The following is a 14,661-nucleotide window of genomic DNA, read 5'->3' as shown; positions in this document are numbered from 1 at the left end:
GACGTGGTCAAACAGCCGCTCTTATGGTCAATCACCCGAATGGCAGGGTGCCGGGCCGATCAGAGTTGACCGCTAGGCGCGCAGCACGACCGTTCGTCCTCCGAGCGGCGGATCACGCCGAAACAGGTCCGCGCAAACGACAGGATGTGAGTGGTCCGCCCGGATGATCGACACCGGCGGAACACAGAAGGGCGCGGGCCTCCTGGTGACGCAGGAGGCCCGCGCAAATGTCCACCTCGACCTCGTCGCGAAACGATCGGAGAGAACAGTGACGACACTACCGGCGTCACAGCCGGAAACAAGATGTCCGGCAGGGCGGCACCGCGGACGGTCGGCTGGTGCGGTGAGCGTGAACGAGTTGTCCCAGCGGGTCGGCCAGGCACGCACACACGCCCAGCCCGGACGACACCGGCAAGATGCCGCGGATGTACGGCTGGGATTGGTAGGCGTGGTCGTCCTGACTGGATGGGCAGCCACATTGCGCCTGCTGGTGCTTCTGGCGGGCCCGCTGGTAGCGGTGGCTACCGTCGCGCCGACAACAGCCATGGCCGCGACGATCCCGGTACTGGCCGGCATGGCCTGGCTGGCGCGCCCGGTATCGCCAATCCCCACGACGAGTTGACACAGAGACCAGGCCCGGAGGTGGCCGTCCTTCCTGTGACTGGACGGCCACTTCTGGCCACGGACAGTGAAACAGGTAACCGAGAACCGCCTAACGTGCCGTCTGGCGGGGAGGCCAGCGCCCGCAGCACCAACAGCGGCCGAAACGGTGGTCGGGCCCTCGCGCACGGCCGCGCACGAGGACGCCGAGTTCCGCGGATCTGGGGGTGTGCACCGCCAAAAGTACCAGTCCTTCGAGTTGTACCGGCGCAATCCTACGAACCCGAGATCATCACCTTCGACGAGCTGCTCGCGCGTGCAGAGTGGCACGTCCGAGCGGACCGGTAGCGATCACCGCGGGTCGCTTCTCGCCCAGTGCGACTGGGGCGCTCGCCGCCCGGGCGAGTCCTCAATGAACTTCCGCTGCTGCTGTGGCTTCCACGTTCGATGCGCACACTGCACCTTCGACCACGCTGCGACGTGCCATCCCGGATAAGGCTCTCGATGCTTTGCGCCACGGTGGGCGCGGTGACGGGCCGGTCGTGCCACGTCCGCGCATCTTCCTCCACACGACGTTGACGTGCAGCTTCTCTGGCTGCGGCCGCCGCAGCAGCCGCATTGTTCGTGTAGTAATACCCGCCAGCGCCCTTCCCTTGACGTAGCCATACGGATTGTTCTTCGGCGAAGCTCCGCAGCCTCCGCATCCACCCGGCGGAATCGGCGAACCTCCCTCAGACAGGCCGGGAAAATAAGGATCGTCGTACCTGAAACGGGATTTGATCGAGCCCCAGACCTTGCTCTTTGTGGCGACAGAGCCACCCGGCCCTTGCCACGAGAAGACACGTGCTCCTGCGAAATACTGCTGGGCCACCCAGTTTGCGTAGAGCGCCGCTCCGCCCGACACGATCACTCCGACGACAATCGGCGCCAGGAAGACGACGTTGGCCTATCTCGTGATCGGTGTTACCGGCGTTGTTGGTCAGTAGATTTCAGCTCCCGGCCAGCGGTCACCGAACGTGATGGCGAACGCAGAACCAGTGGGTGTGACGCCTGCTTTCCGGCTGCCTCGCGCAGGTTCACGCTTCCTGGTGCTCTGTCCAGGAACGTCGACCGGTTTGGCGGCACGCCGGTCAGGGTTCGCGGTCGGTGGCCGGGGCGCGCGGCAAGGCTGGGCCGATGGCAGATCCAGTCCGGGTGCGAAGAGTGTCCGGTGCGGCCGTGCTGGGCCGAGATCGTCTGTGGCGCCGTGTCCCTTACAGTGGGTTCCAGCGTGACCGATCTGACCAGGTGAGAGATGCCGCGTAACCGACGCCCGCAGGACCGGGAAGAGAAGCGCGGTGAGATCGTCGCCGCGGCCACACGGTTGTTCGTGGAAGAAGGCTACGACCCTACGACGGTGGCGCGAATCGGGCGTGCGGCGGGGGTAACCTCCAACACCGTCTACTGGTACTTCAAGGACAAGGACGAGGTACTGGTCGCTGTTCTGGACGCGCTGTTCGCGCAGTTCCTGGCCGGGGTGGCGGAACGCTCGGCCGAACCGCCGGTCGAGCAGTTGTTGTGGGCAGTCACCGAGTTGCGGCGGGTCGACCGACTGATCACGACAGTGCACGCCAGGGTCGTGACATCGGAGTCACTGCGGGTTTGGCACAACGGCTTCCACGCGCAGGTGGAGGCGATCCTGCGCTGGCATCTGGCCGCGTTGGGCGTGCCGGAGACCGCACAGGACGCGATGACCCGGATCGGGGTGTTCGTCGTCGAAGGGATGCTGACACACGCAGGCGATGCCGCGGGCGATCGCGCCATCGTCGAGACGTTGGTGCACAGTGCCCGCGGCATCGCCGCCGTGCCGGGCTCCCCCGACTCCAAGTGATGGAGCGGGCCCGCTATCGGCCCGCCACGGCCGTGAACCGGGCTGCGAGGAACTGGATCTGGTCTGCGACGGCACGCTCGAACAGGTCACCGACGTAGATGTCGAAGTGGTCACCGTCGTAGTGGGTGACCTGGACGTGATCCTGCCCGGCCGCAAGGCGAGCCGTGGTGCGCGCCGGGGCGGCGCGGTCGTCGTCGCACACGCACAGCAGGGTCGCCGCGGCGGTCTTGCGGATGTCCTTGCCCGGCCGGTACAGCGGCAACCGCAACGCAAGCCGGGCCGCGATCGCGTTGGCGCTGTCGCCGCCACCGTCCGGCCCCATCATGACACCCCAGATCGTGTCGCGGCCGACAGCGGTGTCGCCAGGACGGAACGGCTGTCCGCCCGTCTCGACGGTCGGAGACAGCCCCTTGCCCACGGCTGGAATCCGGGCAAGGACCCCGGCGGTGCGAGGCGAGAGCCGGGACCCCGCCGGTATCAGCTTGGACGCTGCGGCGATCGCGGTCGGCGACACCAGGAAGGCGGGCATCCACCACACCCCGACCACCGGAGCCAGCACGGGCTTCGCGCCGAACAGCGACCCGACGACATCGAGCACGGCGGCGATGACGAGCCCGGCCATGCTCAACGGGCTGGACCGGAACCGGGAGAGCAACGACGCGGGACCGTCGGTGAACGGACACTGGGCCACCACCGCGGCCACGCCGTGGTCCTCGCTGGCGATCCGCAGCACGTGCCCGCCGCCGAACGAGGTCCCCCACACCGCGATCCGGTCCGGGTCGACCCCCGGCAGGGACCGGCCGTAGGCCAGCGCCGCCCGCCAGTCGTCGAGCTGGTCGCCGATGTCGAGCAACTGCCGTGGAGATCCCTCGCTGGCGCCCAGGTGCCGGTAGTCGAACACCAGCACCATCCACCCTTGCGCGGCGAACCGCTCCGCGAACGCGTCCAGCCGCCACTCCCGCACCGCGCCCAACCCGTGCGCCATGACCACCAACGGCCGAGGCCCGCCTTCCGCGGCCGGCATGTACAGCCACGCCGCACACCGCACGCCCCCGGACTCAAACCACACGTCCCGCCGCACCGGCACAGTGTTGCTGTCCTTCTCAGCCGAAGTTTCCATCGCCTACCTTGTTCAGCTCGCCTGCCGCTCTTGACTTGCGATCAAGATCTGGTTGACGCGAACGCTATGACGCTCTTGATTGGAAGTCAAGAAACGAGGCCTGATGTTGTGCCGCCGCAGCTCATCGGCACCGCCGCGGAGTCCCCCTTTCTCGACGCCCCGCGGCGGTGCATCCACAACGTGGTCCGCGCCTCGTGACCACCACCGGAACCCACCACACCATCGAGCTCCCAGTCACCCGCGGGCGATCGAGGTTGGCCGGGCGAAGGAGTCAGATCTGAAGACTGGGGTCGCAGGTTCGAATCCTGTCAGCCCGACCGGCACGAGAGCGCCCCTGATCTAGGAGAAACCCAGGTCAGGGCGCTTTTCCAGGTCGGTTTCTCCTCACCGGCGGTCGCCGCCGGAACCCCGGCCCGGCGTCGCGAGTGACTGACTGGGTGACTATGCCCGGAAGATCTTGTTTATGGCCGTTGGTCTACCGAGACCAGATCCGGCCGATGATGGTCGAAGCCGCTTCAGGAACCGGGTGACGCCAGCCTGACGCCCCCGGCAGGGTCAACCAGCGGTTTTCGCCAGCTCCGACGCCACCTCGATGATCATGTCCTCCTGGCCGCCGATGACGCCGCGCCTGCCCAGTTCCAGCAGGATCTCCCGCGCCGGGACGCCGTACTTCCGCGCCGCGCGCTTGGCCGGGTGGAAGAAGGTCGAGTAGACACCGGCGTAGCCCAGGATGAGCGCGGTTTCGTCGATGATCTGCGGTTCCTTCATCAGCGGCGCCATCGTGCGTTCGGCGGTGTCGGCCAGGGCGAACAGGTCGACCCCCGTCTCGTGCCCGGCCCGTTCCAGCGCCGCGGCCAGCACCTCGGTCTGCGCGTTGCCCGCGCTGGCGCCGAGACCGCGCAACGAGCCATCGATGTAGTGGGCCCCGCTGTCGACGGCCGCGAGCGCGTTGCCGATGCCCACGCCCAGGTTGTTGTGCGCGTGGAAACCGAGATCAACACCGACGGCTTCGCGCAGCGCGGCGACGCGGTCGGACGCGCCGCGGGGCACGAGGGCACCGGCGGAGTCGACCACGTAGATCACCTGTGCGCCGTAGCTTTCCAGCTTCCGCGCCTGCTCGGCGAGCTCCGCCGGTCCCAGTTTGTGGCTCATCATCAGGAAGCTCATCACCCGCATGCCGCGGTCGCGGGCCCAGGCGATGGGCTGCTCGGCGCAGTCGGCTTCGGTGCAGTGCACCGCGACGCGCACCGTGCCCGCACCGGCGTCGCGCGCCTGGTCCAGCTCGCCGAGCGTGGCGATGCCGGGCACGTAGAGGACGGCGATGTCGGCGCTGCGCACAGCGTCCACCGCGGCGCGCACGTACTCGGCGTCCGTGGCGGCGGCGAAACCGTACTGGATCGACGACGCGCCGAGCCCGATGCCGTGCGCGACCTCGATGGTGCCGACGCCCGCCTTGTCGAGCCCGCGCGCCACCGCGGCCACCTGCTCGGTGGTGAACTGGTGCGAGACGCTGCTCATCCCGTCCCGCAGGCTCGTGTCGACCAGGTTGACCCGCACCGCGTTCATGCGGCTGCTCCTTCCCCGGCGAGCTTGCCGGCCACGGCTTCCGCGACCTGGACGGCCGCGGCGGTGATGATGTCCAGGTTCCCGGCGTAGGCGGGCAGGAAGTCGCCCGCGCCTTCCACTTCGAGCATGACGGTGACCAGGTCGCCCTCGGCTTCGAAGAACCGGAGCCGGTAGCCGGGCACGTACTGCTGCACCCGGGCCACCATGTCCCGCACCGCCTGCTCGGTCCGCGCGGCGTCCGGCCGCCGCACCCGCGCGTACACGGTGTCGCGCATCAGCATCGGCGGCTCCGCGGGGTTGATCACCGAGATCGCCTTGGCGCGGTCGGCTCCGGCGACGGCGGCCAGCGCGCGGCTGGTCTTCTCGCTGAACTCGCTGAGGTTCTGCCGCGTGCCCGGGCCCGCGCTCGCGCTGGCGATCGCCGCGACGATCTCGCCGTAGGAGACGTCCGCGGCCGTGTTGATCGCCGCGAGGATCGGGATGGTGGCCTGTCCGGCGCAGCTGACCATGTTGACGTTGGGGGCATCGAGGTGCTCGTCGAGGTTGACCGCGGGCACCACGTAGGGACCGACCGACGCGGGCGTGAGGTCGATTGCGCGGATCCCGGCTTCGGCATAGCGCGGCGCGGCGAGGGCGTGCACCTTGGCGGAGGTGGCTTCGAAGACCAGGTCCGGCGGTTCGGGCCGGGACAGCAGCCAGTCGACGCCGTCGGCGGAGGTCTCCAGCCCGAACGCGCGGGCACGTGCGAGGCCCTCGCTCGCGGGGTCGATCCCGACCATGTACCGCGCTTCGACGGCCCCGGACCGGCGCAGTTTGCAGAGCAGATCCGTACCGATGTTGCCCGATCCGACGATCGCGGCGGTGGCCTTCGGCATTCCGGCTTCTCCTTCCAGTCTTGCTCCTGGACATTCCTCCACCGGACGGGGAAGGATGCAACGTGTGAGTCCCACTCATCGAGACGCCGGCGAGATCTCGGGGATCGGCAGGGCCGGGGTTCTGCTCAACGCTTTCCAAGGCTCCACGGGGATCCTGACCACGCGGGAGCTCATCGAGCGCACCGGGCTGCCGCGGTCGACCGCGCACCGGCTGGTCGCCGAACTGGTGCGGTGCGGTTACCTGGAGCGGGACGGGAGGGCGTTGCGGCTGGGCCTGATGTTCTTCGAACTCGGGCAGCTGGTGCCGCGACCGCGCGGCCTGGCCGACGCCGCCCGGCCGTACATGTCGGACTTGCGCGAGGCGACGCGCCAGAACGTCGGCACGGCGGTGCTCGTCGACCGGGAGGTGCTGTACGTCGAGGTCCTGCGCGGCAAGGACGGGCCGCGGGTGCCGTCGCGGATCGGCGGGCGCTGGCCGGCGCACGCGAGTTGCAGCGGGAAGGCGATCCTGGCGTTCGCCGGGGCCGACGTGGTCGAAGCCGTGGTCGCGGACGGGCTGACCAGGCTGACGGAGAACACGATCACCGAGCCGGAGGCGCTGCGGGAGGAGCTGGCGCGCATCCGCCAGCGCGGCGTCGCCTACGACCGGCAGGAGTCCTTTCCCGGCGTGATGGCGGTCGCCTCACCAGTGCTGGGCCCGGACGGCGAGGTCGCCGGCGCGCTCAGCGTTTCGGGGCTGGCCGGCCGGATCAACCTGGCGCGGGTCGACGCCGCGGTGCGCGCGGGGGCGCTGGCGGTGTCCCGCGAGCTTTCCCGCGCCCACACCGGCCTCCGCGAGCGACGTTAGCCGCGGCCGATGAAGGGCATCGTCGTTGCCATGACGGTGAGGAACTGGATGTTCGCGTCCAGCGGGAGGTTCGCCATGTGCACGACGGCGCCGGCGACGTGGCGGGCGTCCATCGTGGGTTCCGGGCGCACCGAGCCGTCGGCCTGGGGGACGCCGCCGCTCATGCCGCTCGTCATGTCGGTCGCGGCGTTGCCGATGTCGATCTGGCCGCAGGCGATGCCGTGCGGCCGCCCGTCCAGCGACAGCGATTTCGTCAGCCCGGTGATCGCGTGTTTCGTCGCCGTGTAGGCGATGCTGTGCGGCCGCGGGCTGTGCGCCGAGATCGAGCCGTTGTTGATGATGCGCCCGCCCCGCGGCCGCTGGTCGCGCATCATGCGGAAGGCCGCCTGGGCGCAGAGGAAGGATCCGGTCAGGTTGGTGTCCACACAGGACTGCCACGTGCTGAGCGGGAGGTCTTCGAGCGAGACGGCGGCGCCGGTGGTGCCGGCGTTGTTGACCAGCAGGTCGATCCGCCCGAACCGGCGGCCGACCTCGTCGAACAGCGCACGGACCGAGCCTGGGTCGCTGACGTCGGCGGGCACGGCAACCGCCGTGCCGCCACTGGCCGCCGCTGTGTCCCGCAGGGCGCCGGCGCGGCGGCCGGCGAGCACGACGGTCCACCCGTCGGCGGACAGGGCGTGGCTGATCGCCCGGCCGAGGCCGGATCCCGCGCCGGTCACGACGGCGATGCGTGTACTCACAGGGTCCTCCGCTTCAGTGGTTGTCGCGCCGCACCACCGCGCCCCGGCGGCCGGTGAGGATGTCCAGATCGGCGCCGCGGTCGGCCTGCTGGACGTGGTCGACGTAGAGCCGCTGGTAGCCACCGTCCACGACGGGCGGTGGCGGTGACCACGCCGCCCGTCGTGCGGCCAGTTCGTCGTCGCCGAGGTCGAGGTGGAGCCTGCGCCCCGGCACGTCGAGTTCGATGAAGTCGCCGGTCCGGACCAACGCGAGCGGCCCGCCGGCAGCGGACTCCGGGGCGACGTGCAGCACCACGGTGCCGTAGGCCGTGCCGCTCATCCGGGCGTCGGAGATCCGCACCATGTCCGTGATCCCCTTGGCCAGCAAGCGTTTCGGCAGCGGCAGGTTGCCCACCTCGGGCATCCCCGGGTACCCGCGCGGTCCGGCGCCCCGCAGGACCAGCACACTCGTTTCGTCGACGTCGAGGTCCGGATCGTCGATCCGGTCGGCCAGCTCCTCGACGCTGTCGAACACCACGGCCCGCCCGCGGTGCCGGAGCAGCTCGGGCGAGGCGGCCGACGGTTTGATCACGGCGCCGTCCGGCGCGAGGTTGCCGCGCAGCACGGCGATCCCCGCCGCCGGTTTCACCTCACGGATCACCTCCGGGTTCCAGCACGGCGCGCCGGCGATGTTCTCCCCCAGCGTCCGGCCGGTGACGGTCAGCGCGCTGCCGTCGAGCAGGTCACCCATCGCGCGCAGCACGGCAGGCATGCCGCCGGCCTCGAAGAAGTCCTCCATGAGGAAGCGGCCGGACGGGAGCAGGTCGGTGAACAGCGGGACGTCGTGCCCGAGCCGGTCGAAGTCGGCCAGCTCCAGCGGCACCTCGGCCCGGCCGGCGAGCGCGAGCAGGTGGATCACTGCGTTGGTGGAGCCGCCGATCGCGGCGTTGGCGCGGATCGCGTTCTCGAAGGCCGCCCGCGTCAGCACGCGCGACATCCGCAGGTCCTCGTGCACCATCTGCACGATCCGCACCCCGGCGTCCTGGGCGAGCACGCGCCGCCGGGAGTCGACCGCCGGGATGGCGGCGTTGCCGGGCAACCCCATCCCGAGCGCTTCGACGAGCGCGGCCATGGTCGACGCCGTCCCCATCGTGTTGCAGTGCCCGGCCGAACGGGACATGCATGACTCGGCCTCGGCGAAGCCCGCGGCCGGCATCCGGCCCGCACGGACCTCCTCCGACATGGCGAACACCGCGGTGCCGGAACCGAGCTGCCGTCCCCGGAACCGCCCGGTGAGCATCGGCCCGCCGGACACCACGAGCGCGGGCAGGTCGCAGCTGGCCGCGCCCATGAGCAGCGCCGGGGTCGTCTTGTCGCACCCGCACAGCAGCACCACCCCGTCGAGCGGGTTGGCGCGGATCGACTCCTCGACGTCCATGCTGACCAGGTTGCGGAACAGCATGCTCGTCGGCCTCAGCAGCGTCTCCCCCAGCGACATCACCGGGAACTCGACGGGGAAGCCGCCCGCCTCGTACACGCCGCGCTTGACGTGCTCGGCGAGGTCGCGCAGGTGGGCGTTGCACGGGGTCAGCTCGGACCAGGTGTTGCAGATCCCGATCACCGGCCTGCCGTCGAACATCCGTGGCGGGAGGCCCTGGTTCTTCATCCAGGACCGGGCGGCGAAGCCGTTGACGTCGCGCGGCCCGAACCAGTCCCGCGACCGCAGCCCGGCGCTCACGGCCGCCCCAGCCCGAGCATCGCGCGCGCTTCGGCCGCCGTCGCCGGTTCCATGCCCAGTTCGCGCACGATGCGCACGATCCGTTCGACGAAGGCGAGGTTGGTGCCGGGCTCGCCGGGCTCGAGCCACAGGTTGTCCTCGAGCCCGACGCGCACGTGCCCGCCCAGCAACAGGGCCTGGGTGAGCGCCTCGGTCTGGCAGTCGCCGGCCGCGCTCACGGTGAAGATGCTGTGCTCGGGCAGCAGGTTCACCATGTCCTGCACCGCTTTCGGCGAGTAGGGCATGGCGCCCTGGAACACGGTGTGCAGACCGAGCACGAGGTTGACGAAGTAGGGCGGCCGGTCGTAGCCCTCGCCGATGAGCGTGGCCACCTCCTGCACGAGGTGGGTGGGGCTGAACGCCTCCCATTCGGGTTTGATGCCCTTCTCGCGCATCAGCCGGGCGAGTTCGCGTCCGCGCGAGGGCGGCGTCGCGAGCAGCGTCTCGCGTCCGGCGACGGAGGCGAAACAGGTCATCGCGTCGAGCGTGCACATCTCGGCGCCCCCGTCGAGGCCGCGCAGCCGCTCGGGCCAGCTGACCTCGTGGTAGCCGGCGTCGTTCCACGCGACCAGGTCGCCGTTGATCCCACCGCCGGTGGAGTTGTTGAGCACGATGTCGCAGCGTTCCCGGATCAGGTCGTTGATCTTCCGGTACACGGTCGGGTCGCAGGTCGCCTCGTCGTCGGGGCGGCGGGCGTGCAGGGCGGCGATGCTCGCGCCCGCCTCGTAGCACCGGCGGACATCCGCGGCGATCGCTTCGGGCTGGGTGGGGAGGTGGGGGTTGTCGCGTTTCGTGGCCAGTCCGCCGGTGGGGGCGACGGTGATGATGACCTTGCGCCCGCTCATCGCCCGGCCTCGACGAACCGCATCACCGCGTCGCGGACCCGGTCACCGACGGCGAACCCGGCCCGTGCGGCGGTCCCGTTGACGAACGAGACCACCCCGTTTTCCCACGTGTCGATCCCGTTGCTGATTTCGGCGGAGGTGTGGCTGACCGCGACCGCGGGGATGCCGGCGTCATCGAGCGAGACGACCCCGGCGATGCCGGCCCGGTCCTTGCCGATCCCGGCGTCGTTGAGCACGACGCAACCGAGGCCGACGCGGCGCGCGGCCGCGCCGGAGGCCGCTCCCCCGTTCGACGCGGCGACCACGACCTGGTCCCGGTCGGCGTCCTCCACTTGGGACAGGCTGTCCATGACGATGACGGACCGCCGCGGACCGGTGTGCACGACCTTCCTCAGCATGCGCGTGGCTCCCCTCGGGTGATGCGGACGATGTCGTCCCGCAGGCGCGCGCCGACGCGGAACCCCTGGCGGCGCGCGGTGTCGTTGACGAAGGTGATCACGCCGTGTTCCCACACGTCGGTGCCGTCACCGATGCGGGCGGTGTCGTGGCCGACGGCGATTCCGGCGATGCCCGCGGCGTCGATCTCCTTCAGTCCGGCGATTCCGGCGTCGTTCTTGCCGAACCCGGCGTCGTTGGCGACCAGGCAGGACACGCCGAACTGGCGCGCGTACTCGCCCGCGCTGGTGCCGCCGTGCGATCCGGTGACGATGACGTGGCCGGCGTCGGCGGTGGAGGCGTAGGACACGGAGTCCATCACGCTCACCCGGGGACCGCCGCCGTTGAGCACGATCCGCGGCCGCGCCGGCGGCATTCCCAGCATCTCCGCGGCTTCCGCGGGTGTGGCGACGTCCCGGCCGCGTTCGCGGGCGAGGTCGGCGACCCTGGCGACGAGGTCGGCGTTGGTCGGCGCACCGAGTTCGAGGTGGGGGTGGTCGCCGAGCCCGATCGCGACGTGCCCGCCGCGGTCGATCGCGAAGCCCGCGACGTCGAGGACGTTGCCCGCGTGCACGCTCACCGCCCACTCGATGCGCCGATCTTCGGGCAGGAACGCGAGCTGCGCTTCGAGCCCGGCCCTGGTGCCGGGGTGGGCGGCGACGAACTCCGGTCCGCCCAGTACCAGCAGCAGGAACGCCGGTTCGTCGATCGCGCCGGAGTCGAGCAGCGCCGCGATGCCGCGGGTCCAGCTGACGTTGAACGAGGCCAGCAACGGCTTCATGCCGATCTCGCGGGCGGTGCGCAGGACCTGCTGGATCCCGGCGGTGTCGTTGACGAACACCTTGCCGGTGCTCGTGAACTCGTGCGCCGCCCAGTCGTACCGGTCGAGGTTCGCGCAGCCGGCGTCGACGGCGAGGAAGTCCGCACGCGTCATCGGGTCACCGGCGTTGTCCACGACGTTGGCGAGCCGTTCGTCGATCGTGGCCCCGGGCGCGTTCGCGAGCGAGGGCGCCAGCAGGATGTCGGTGCGCTCGCGGATGGTGCGCATGGCCGCGGCGTACGCGGCGGCGCTGTGGTCGGCGCCGCCGTCGGGGGTGCGCGCGTGAAAGTGCATCACCGCCGCGCCCGCGGCACGGGCGGCGGCCGCGTCGCGGGCGATTTCCCCGGCGCTCCAGGGGATGTTCGGGTTCTCGGTCCGCATGGCGTTCTCGTTCGGGTGCACGCCGATGATCAGTTTCTTCACGAGGCCACCTCCGTGCGGGGCAGGCTCCAGCCGGCGCCCGCGGTCTGTCCCCCGTCGACGGTCAGCGTCTGCCCGGTCACGAAGGCGGAGCGCTCGTCGAGCAGGAACGCGATGGCCTCGGCGGTCTCGCGCGGCTGCGCGTACCGGCCGAGCGGGATGGCGGGCAGGATCGCGGCCCGGACCTCCGGTGTGTGCACCTCGGTCACCAGGGGCGTCTCGGTGGCGCCGGGGGCGACGCAGTTGGCGCGGACGCCGAGCGGCCCGAGTTCCAGTGCCATCACCTTGGTCATGGTGATGACCCCGCCCTTGGACGCGCTGTAGGCCGCCCGGCCGGGGCTTCCGCGTGTCCCGGACACCGAGGAGATCGTCACGATCGCCCCGCCGCCGGTGCGGACCATGCTCCGGGCCGCAGCCCTGGCCAGCAGGAACGTGCCCGTGAGGTTCACCTCGAGCACCTGCCGGAACAGCTGCGGGCTGCTGTCCAGGAACGAGGTGGCCGAGCCGATCCCGGCGGCGGTGACGACGCCGCGAACCGGCCCGAAGTCCTCGTCGACCCGGGCGACCGCGGCTTCGACCGCGTCCTCGTCGGTGACGTCGAGCTGCTCGAACCGGACGTCCGCGTGGCCGGCCAGCCGGGCCCGCGCCTGGTCCAGTGCGGCGGTGCCGCGGTCGGCGACCACCGCGCGCCAGCCGTCGTCGAGCAGGCGCTCCACCGTCGCCAGCCCGATGCCGGAGGCACCGCCGGACACGATGACCGTGCGTGTCATGAGTTCATCTCCCGGATCGGGTCGGAGCCGTCCCAGCCGACGGCGGCGTCGGCCACCTTGCCGAACACGCGGCCCTTGTCGCCGCTGATCTCCGACAGTTCGATCATGGTGCCCGAATGTCCGGTCGTGTCGAAGTACACGAACCGCTCATCCGGGCCGCCCTTGCCCGACCGTCCTGACTGGACGACGGTGAGCCCGCCGCGCTCGGCGCGCGTGAGGTCGGTGTCGAAGTCGGTCGTCCAGAACGCGACGTGATGCAGGCCCTCGCCGTGGTCGGCGCGGAAATCGCGGAACGCGGACGGCTCGTCGTCGAGTTGCTGGATCAACTCGATCTGCACCCCGCCGCTCTGCGCGAGCGCGACGCTGATCGCCGCGGAACTGGGCTCGTCGCGGTAGCGCAACCGCTGCACGGGAAGGCGTTCGACGAAGAAGAACGGCCCGACGCCCATCACCTCGATCCAGTGCTCCATGGCCTTGCGAACGTCGCGCACGACGTACCCGTTCTGCCTGATCGGCCCGAACAGCCTGCTCACTTGCCCCCTCCGGGTGTCCCGGCCGCCAGCGCGGCGGCTTCCTGGTCCTGCCAGTGGTCGCTGAGCGCCTCGCGCATGGCCCGGTTGCGGCTGAGCGCCACCGCGAGTGCGGCGCCGAGGGCGAGCACGAGGCCGAACGCGATCACCGCCCAGACGAAGCTGCCAGTGGCGTCCTTGATGATGCCGGTGACCTGCGGGCCGAAGAACCCGCCGAGGTTGCCCAGGCCGTTGATCAGTGCCAGGCCGGCCGCGGCCGCGACCCCGCTGAGCATGGCGCTCGGCAGCAGGAAGAAGATCGACATCGCGGCGTAGAGGCCGATGGCGGCGAGACTGAAACCGGCCATCGCGGCGAGCGGCGTGTGCAGGTTCGCCGCGGCGTAGAGGAACCCGGCCGCGGAGACGAGCATCGGGATCGCGAAGTGCCACACGCGTTCCCGGCGCCGGTCGGAGCGGCGGGTCCACAGCAGCATCGGCACGATCGCCAGCAGCGGCGGGATCGCCCCGATCCAGCCGATCGCGAGCTTGTCCCAGCCGAACGTGGCGAGGATCTGCGGCATCCAGATGCTGTACCCGTTGAGCCCGAACGTGACGGTCAGGAACACCAGGCAGAGCACGAGGACACGCACGTCGGTGAGGCCGCGCAGGATCGACATCGAGTGCCGCTGCTCGTTGCGGCGGTGTTCGGCGTCCATCGTCCGTTCGAGCCACGTGCGTTCCTCGGGGGTGAGCCACTTCGCGTCGGCGGGCCGGTCCCTGAGCACGCGGTAGCACAGGAAACCCATGATGACTGCCGGGATACCGGTGATGACGAACAGCCACCGCCAGCCCGCGAGCCCGGCCAGACCGTCGAGCTCCAGCAGGTGGGCGGAGATCGGCGCGGTGACGCCGGACAGGCAGATGCAGGTGATGATCCAGCCCATCGCCCGCGCGCGGGCGCGGTAGGGGAACCAGCGCGTGACGAAGTACAGGGCACCCGGGGAGAAGCCGGCTTCGGCGATGCCGAGCAGCACGCGGGCGACCGAGAGGCTGCCCGCGCCCTGGACGAACGCCGTGCCGATCGTGACCAGGCCCCAGGTGATCATGATGCGCGGGATCCAGCGTCGGGCGCCGACCTTGGCGAGGACGAGGTTGCTCGGCACCTCGCAGACCGTGTAGCTCCAGAAGTAGATGCCCGCGGCGAGACCGAACGCCGTGGCGGACAGCCCCAGGTCGGCGTTCATCGTCAGCGCCGCCACCCCGATGTTGAGGCGGTCCATGTACAAGACGATGTAGCACAGCCCGAGGAAGGGCAGGAAACGCCAGGTCAGCTTGCGGATCACACTGGCTTCGATGGCGGTGTCGGCAGTGGTCATCCACCGCTCCTTTCGTGCGCGTCGTTGCGAACACGCTGCAGCGTGCCCGCAGTTCAGCCGGTCGGCGGGCCGGCCGCAAGGAGGAAGTCCCATTGATCGAGACTGCGCCGTT

14 protein-coding genes are annotated in these 14,661 nt (G+C 70.5%); 3 read left to right on the top strand and 11 right to left on the bottom strand.

The window, feature by feature from the left end:
* The first annotated feature begins 163 nt into the window (after window positions 1–163).
* Both HNR02_RS20105 and HNR02_RS20100 read left to right on the top strand, forming a co-directional pair.
* Window positions 164–622, top strand: coding sequence for a hypothetical protein (locus HNR02_RS20105; RefSeq protein WP_179774684.1), 459 nt, complete (start codon window positions 164–166; stop codon window positions 620–622).
* Between the two features lie 1,272 nt (window positions 623–1,894).
* Window positions 1,895–2,470 (top strand): TetR/AcrR family transcriptional regulator, encoded by a 576-nt coding sequence (locus HNR02_RS20100; RefSeq protein ID WP_179774683.1) that lies wholly within the window; start codon window positions 1,895–1,897, stop codon window positions 2,468–2,470.
* A gap of 13 nt (window positions 2,471–2,483) precedes the next feature.
* On the opposite strand, the gene HNR02_RS20095 is transcribed toward HNR02_RS20100, so the two are convergent.
* The 3 genes from HNR02_RS20095 to HNR02_RS20085 all read right to left on the bottom strand — a co-directional run bounded on the left by HNR02_RS20095 (window position 2,484) and on the right by HNR02_RS20085 (window position 6,031).
* Entirely contained in the window at window positions 2,484–3,590 is a 1,107-nt protein-coding gene (locus HNR02_RS20095) for an alpha/beta hydrolase (protein ID WP_179774682.1), read from the bottom strand.
* Between the two features lie 555 nt (window positions 3,591–4,145).
* Entirely contained in the window at window positions 4,146–5,156 is a 1,011-nt protein-coding gene (dmpG, locus tag HNR02_RS20090; RefSeq protein WP_179774681.1) for a 4-hydroxy-2-oxovalerate aldolase, read from the bottom strand.
* Entirely contained in the window at window positions 5,153–6,031 is an 879-nt protein-coding gene (locus tag HNR02_RS20085; RefSeq protein ID WP_179774680.1) for an acetaldehyde dehydrogenase (acetylating), read from the bottom strand. The genes dmpG and HNR02_RS20085 overlap by 4 nt, the downstream gene beginning before the upstream one ends.
* A 64-nt stretch (window positions 6,032–6,095) precedes the next feature.
* On the opposite strand from HNR02_RS20085, the gene HNR02_RS20080 reads away from it, so the two are divergent.
* The gene (locus HNR02_RS20080) at window positions 6,096–6,878 is read left to right on the top strand and encodes an IclR family transcriptional regulator (RefSeq protein ID WP_179774679.1); all 783 of its coding nucleotides are present in this window, start codon (window positions 6,096–6,098) and stop codon (window positions 6,876–6,878) included.
* Here the strand turns inward: HNR02_RS20080 and HNR02_RS20075 are convergent.
* Genes HNR02_RS20075 through HNR02_RS20040 form a run of 8 tightly spaced genes read right to left on the bottom strand, consistent with a single transcriptional unit; the run spans window position 6,875 to window position 14,549 of the window.
* Complete coding sequence (locus HNR02_RS20075; RefSeq protein WP_179774678.1) at window positions 6,875–7,618, bottom strand: SDR family oxidoreductase; 744 nt, start codon at window positions 7,616–7,618, stop codon at window positions 6,875–6,877. The two genes, HNR02_RS20080 and HNR02_RS20075, sit on opposite strands and share 4 nt — an antisense overlap.
* A 13-nt stretch (window positions 7,619–7,631) precedes the next feature.
* A complete protein-coding gene (locus HNR02_RS20070; protein WP_376772895.1) occupies window positions 7,632–9,335 on the bottom strand; it encodes an IlvD/Edd family dehydratase in 1,704 nt (567 codons plus the stop codon).
* The gene (locus HNR02_RS35090) at window positions 9,332–10,219 is read right to left on the bottom strand and encodes a beta-keto acid cleavage family enzyme (RefSeq protein ID WP_218903004.1); all 888 of its coding nucleotides are present in this window, start codon (window positions 10,217–10,219) and stop codon (window positions 9,332–9,334) included. Before HNR02_RS35090 ends, HNR02_RS20070 begins: the two co-directional genes overlap by 4 nt.
* Window positions 10,216–10,617, bottom strand: a complete 402-nt coding sequence (locus tag HNR02_RS20065) for a hypothetical protein (protein WP_179774676.1) — start codon at window positions 10,615–10,617, stop codon at window positions 10,216–10,218. Before HNR02_RS20065 ends, HNR02_RS35090 begins: the two co-directional genes overlap by 4 nt.
* Window positions 10,611–11,897 carry a beta-keto acid cleavage family enzyme gene (locus HNR02_RS35085; protein ID WP_218903002.1) on the bottom strand — a complete coding sequence of 429 codons (1,287 nt, stop codon included), beginning with the start codon at window positions 11,895–11,897 and terminating at the stop codon, window positions 10,611–10,613. Before HNR02_RS35085 ends, HNR02_RS20065 begins: the two co-directional genes overlap by 7 nt.
* The gene (locus tag HNR02_RS20050) at window positions 11,894–12,664 is read right to left on the bottom strand and encodes an SDR family NAD(P)-dependent oxidoreductase (RefSeq protein ID WP_179774675.1); all 771 of its coding nucleotides are present in this window, start codon (window positions 12,662–12,664) and stop codon (window positions 11,894–11,896) included. The genes HNR02_RS35085 and HNR02_RS20050 overlap by 4 nt, the downstream gene beginning before the upstream one ends.
* Window positions 12,661–13,197, bottom strand: a complete 537-nt coding sequence (locus tag HNR02_RS20045) for a VOC family protein (protein ID WP_179774674.1) — start codon at window positions 13,195–13,197, stop codon at window positions 12,661–12,663. Before HNR02_RS20045 ends, HNR02_RS20050 begins: the two co-directional genes overlap by 4 nt.
* Complete coding sequence (locus HNR02_RS20040) at window positions 13,194–14,549, bottom strand: MFS transporter (protein WP_179774673.1); 1,356 nt, start codon at window positions 14,547–14,549, stop codon at window positions 13,194–13,196. Before HNR02_RS20040 ends, HNR02_RS20045 begins: the two co-directional genes overlap by 4 nt.
* Window positions 14,550–14,661: the final 112 nt, after the last annotated feature.

This window comes from Amycolatopsis endophytica (assembly GCF_013410405.1).
In the GTDB taxonomy this organism is placed as follows: domain Bacteria; phylum Actinomycetota; class Actinomycetes; order Mycobacteriales; family Pseudonocardiaceae; genus Amycolatopsis_E; species Amycolatopsis_E endophytica.
Note: the sequence above shows the minus strand (reverse complement) of the source record. Positions and strands in the feature narration are given on the sequence as shown.

Coding starts and splice junctions, on each gene's coding strand:
- dmpG (WP_179774681.1), bottom strand. CDS start 5,156: ATGAACGCGGTGCGGGTCAACCTGGTCGACACGAGCCTGCGGGACGGG.
- HNR02_RS20085 (WP_179774680.1), bottom strand. CDS start 6,031: ATGCCGAAGGCCACCGCCGCGATCGTCGGATCGGGCAACATCGGTACG.
- HNR02_RS20105 (WP_179774684.1), top strand. CDS start 164: ATGATCGACACCGGCGGAACACAGAAGGGCGCGGGCCTCCTGGTGACG.
- HNR02_RS20095 (WP_179774682.1), bottom strand. CDS start 3,590: ATGGAAACTTCGGCTGAGAAGGACAGCAACACTGTGCCGGTGCGGCGG.
- HNR02_RS20040 (WP_179774673.1), bottom strand. CDS start 14,549: ATGACCACTGCCGACACCGCCATCGAAGCCAGTGTGATCCGCAAGCTG.
- HNR02_RS20050 (WP_179774675.1), bottom strand. CDS start 12,664: ATGACACGCACGGTCATCGTGTCCGGCGGTGCCTCCGGCATCGGGCTG.
- HNR02_RS20100 (WP_179774683.1), top strand. CDS start 1,895: ATGCCGCGTAACCGACGCCCGCAGGACCGGGAAGAGAAGCGCGGTGAG.
- HNR02_RS20065 (WP_179774676.1), bottom strand. CDS start 10,617: ATGCTGAGGAAGGTCGTGCACACCGGTCCGCGGCGGTCCGTCATCGTC.
- HNR02_RS35090 (WP_218903004.1), bottom strand. CDS start 10,219: ATGAGCGGGCGCAAGGTCATCATCACCGTCGCCCCCACCGGCGGACTG.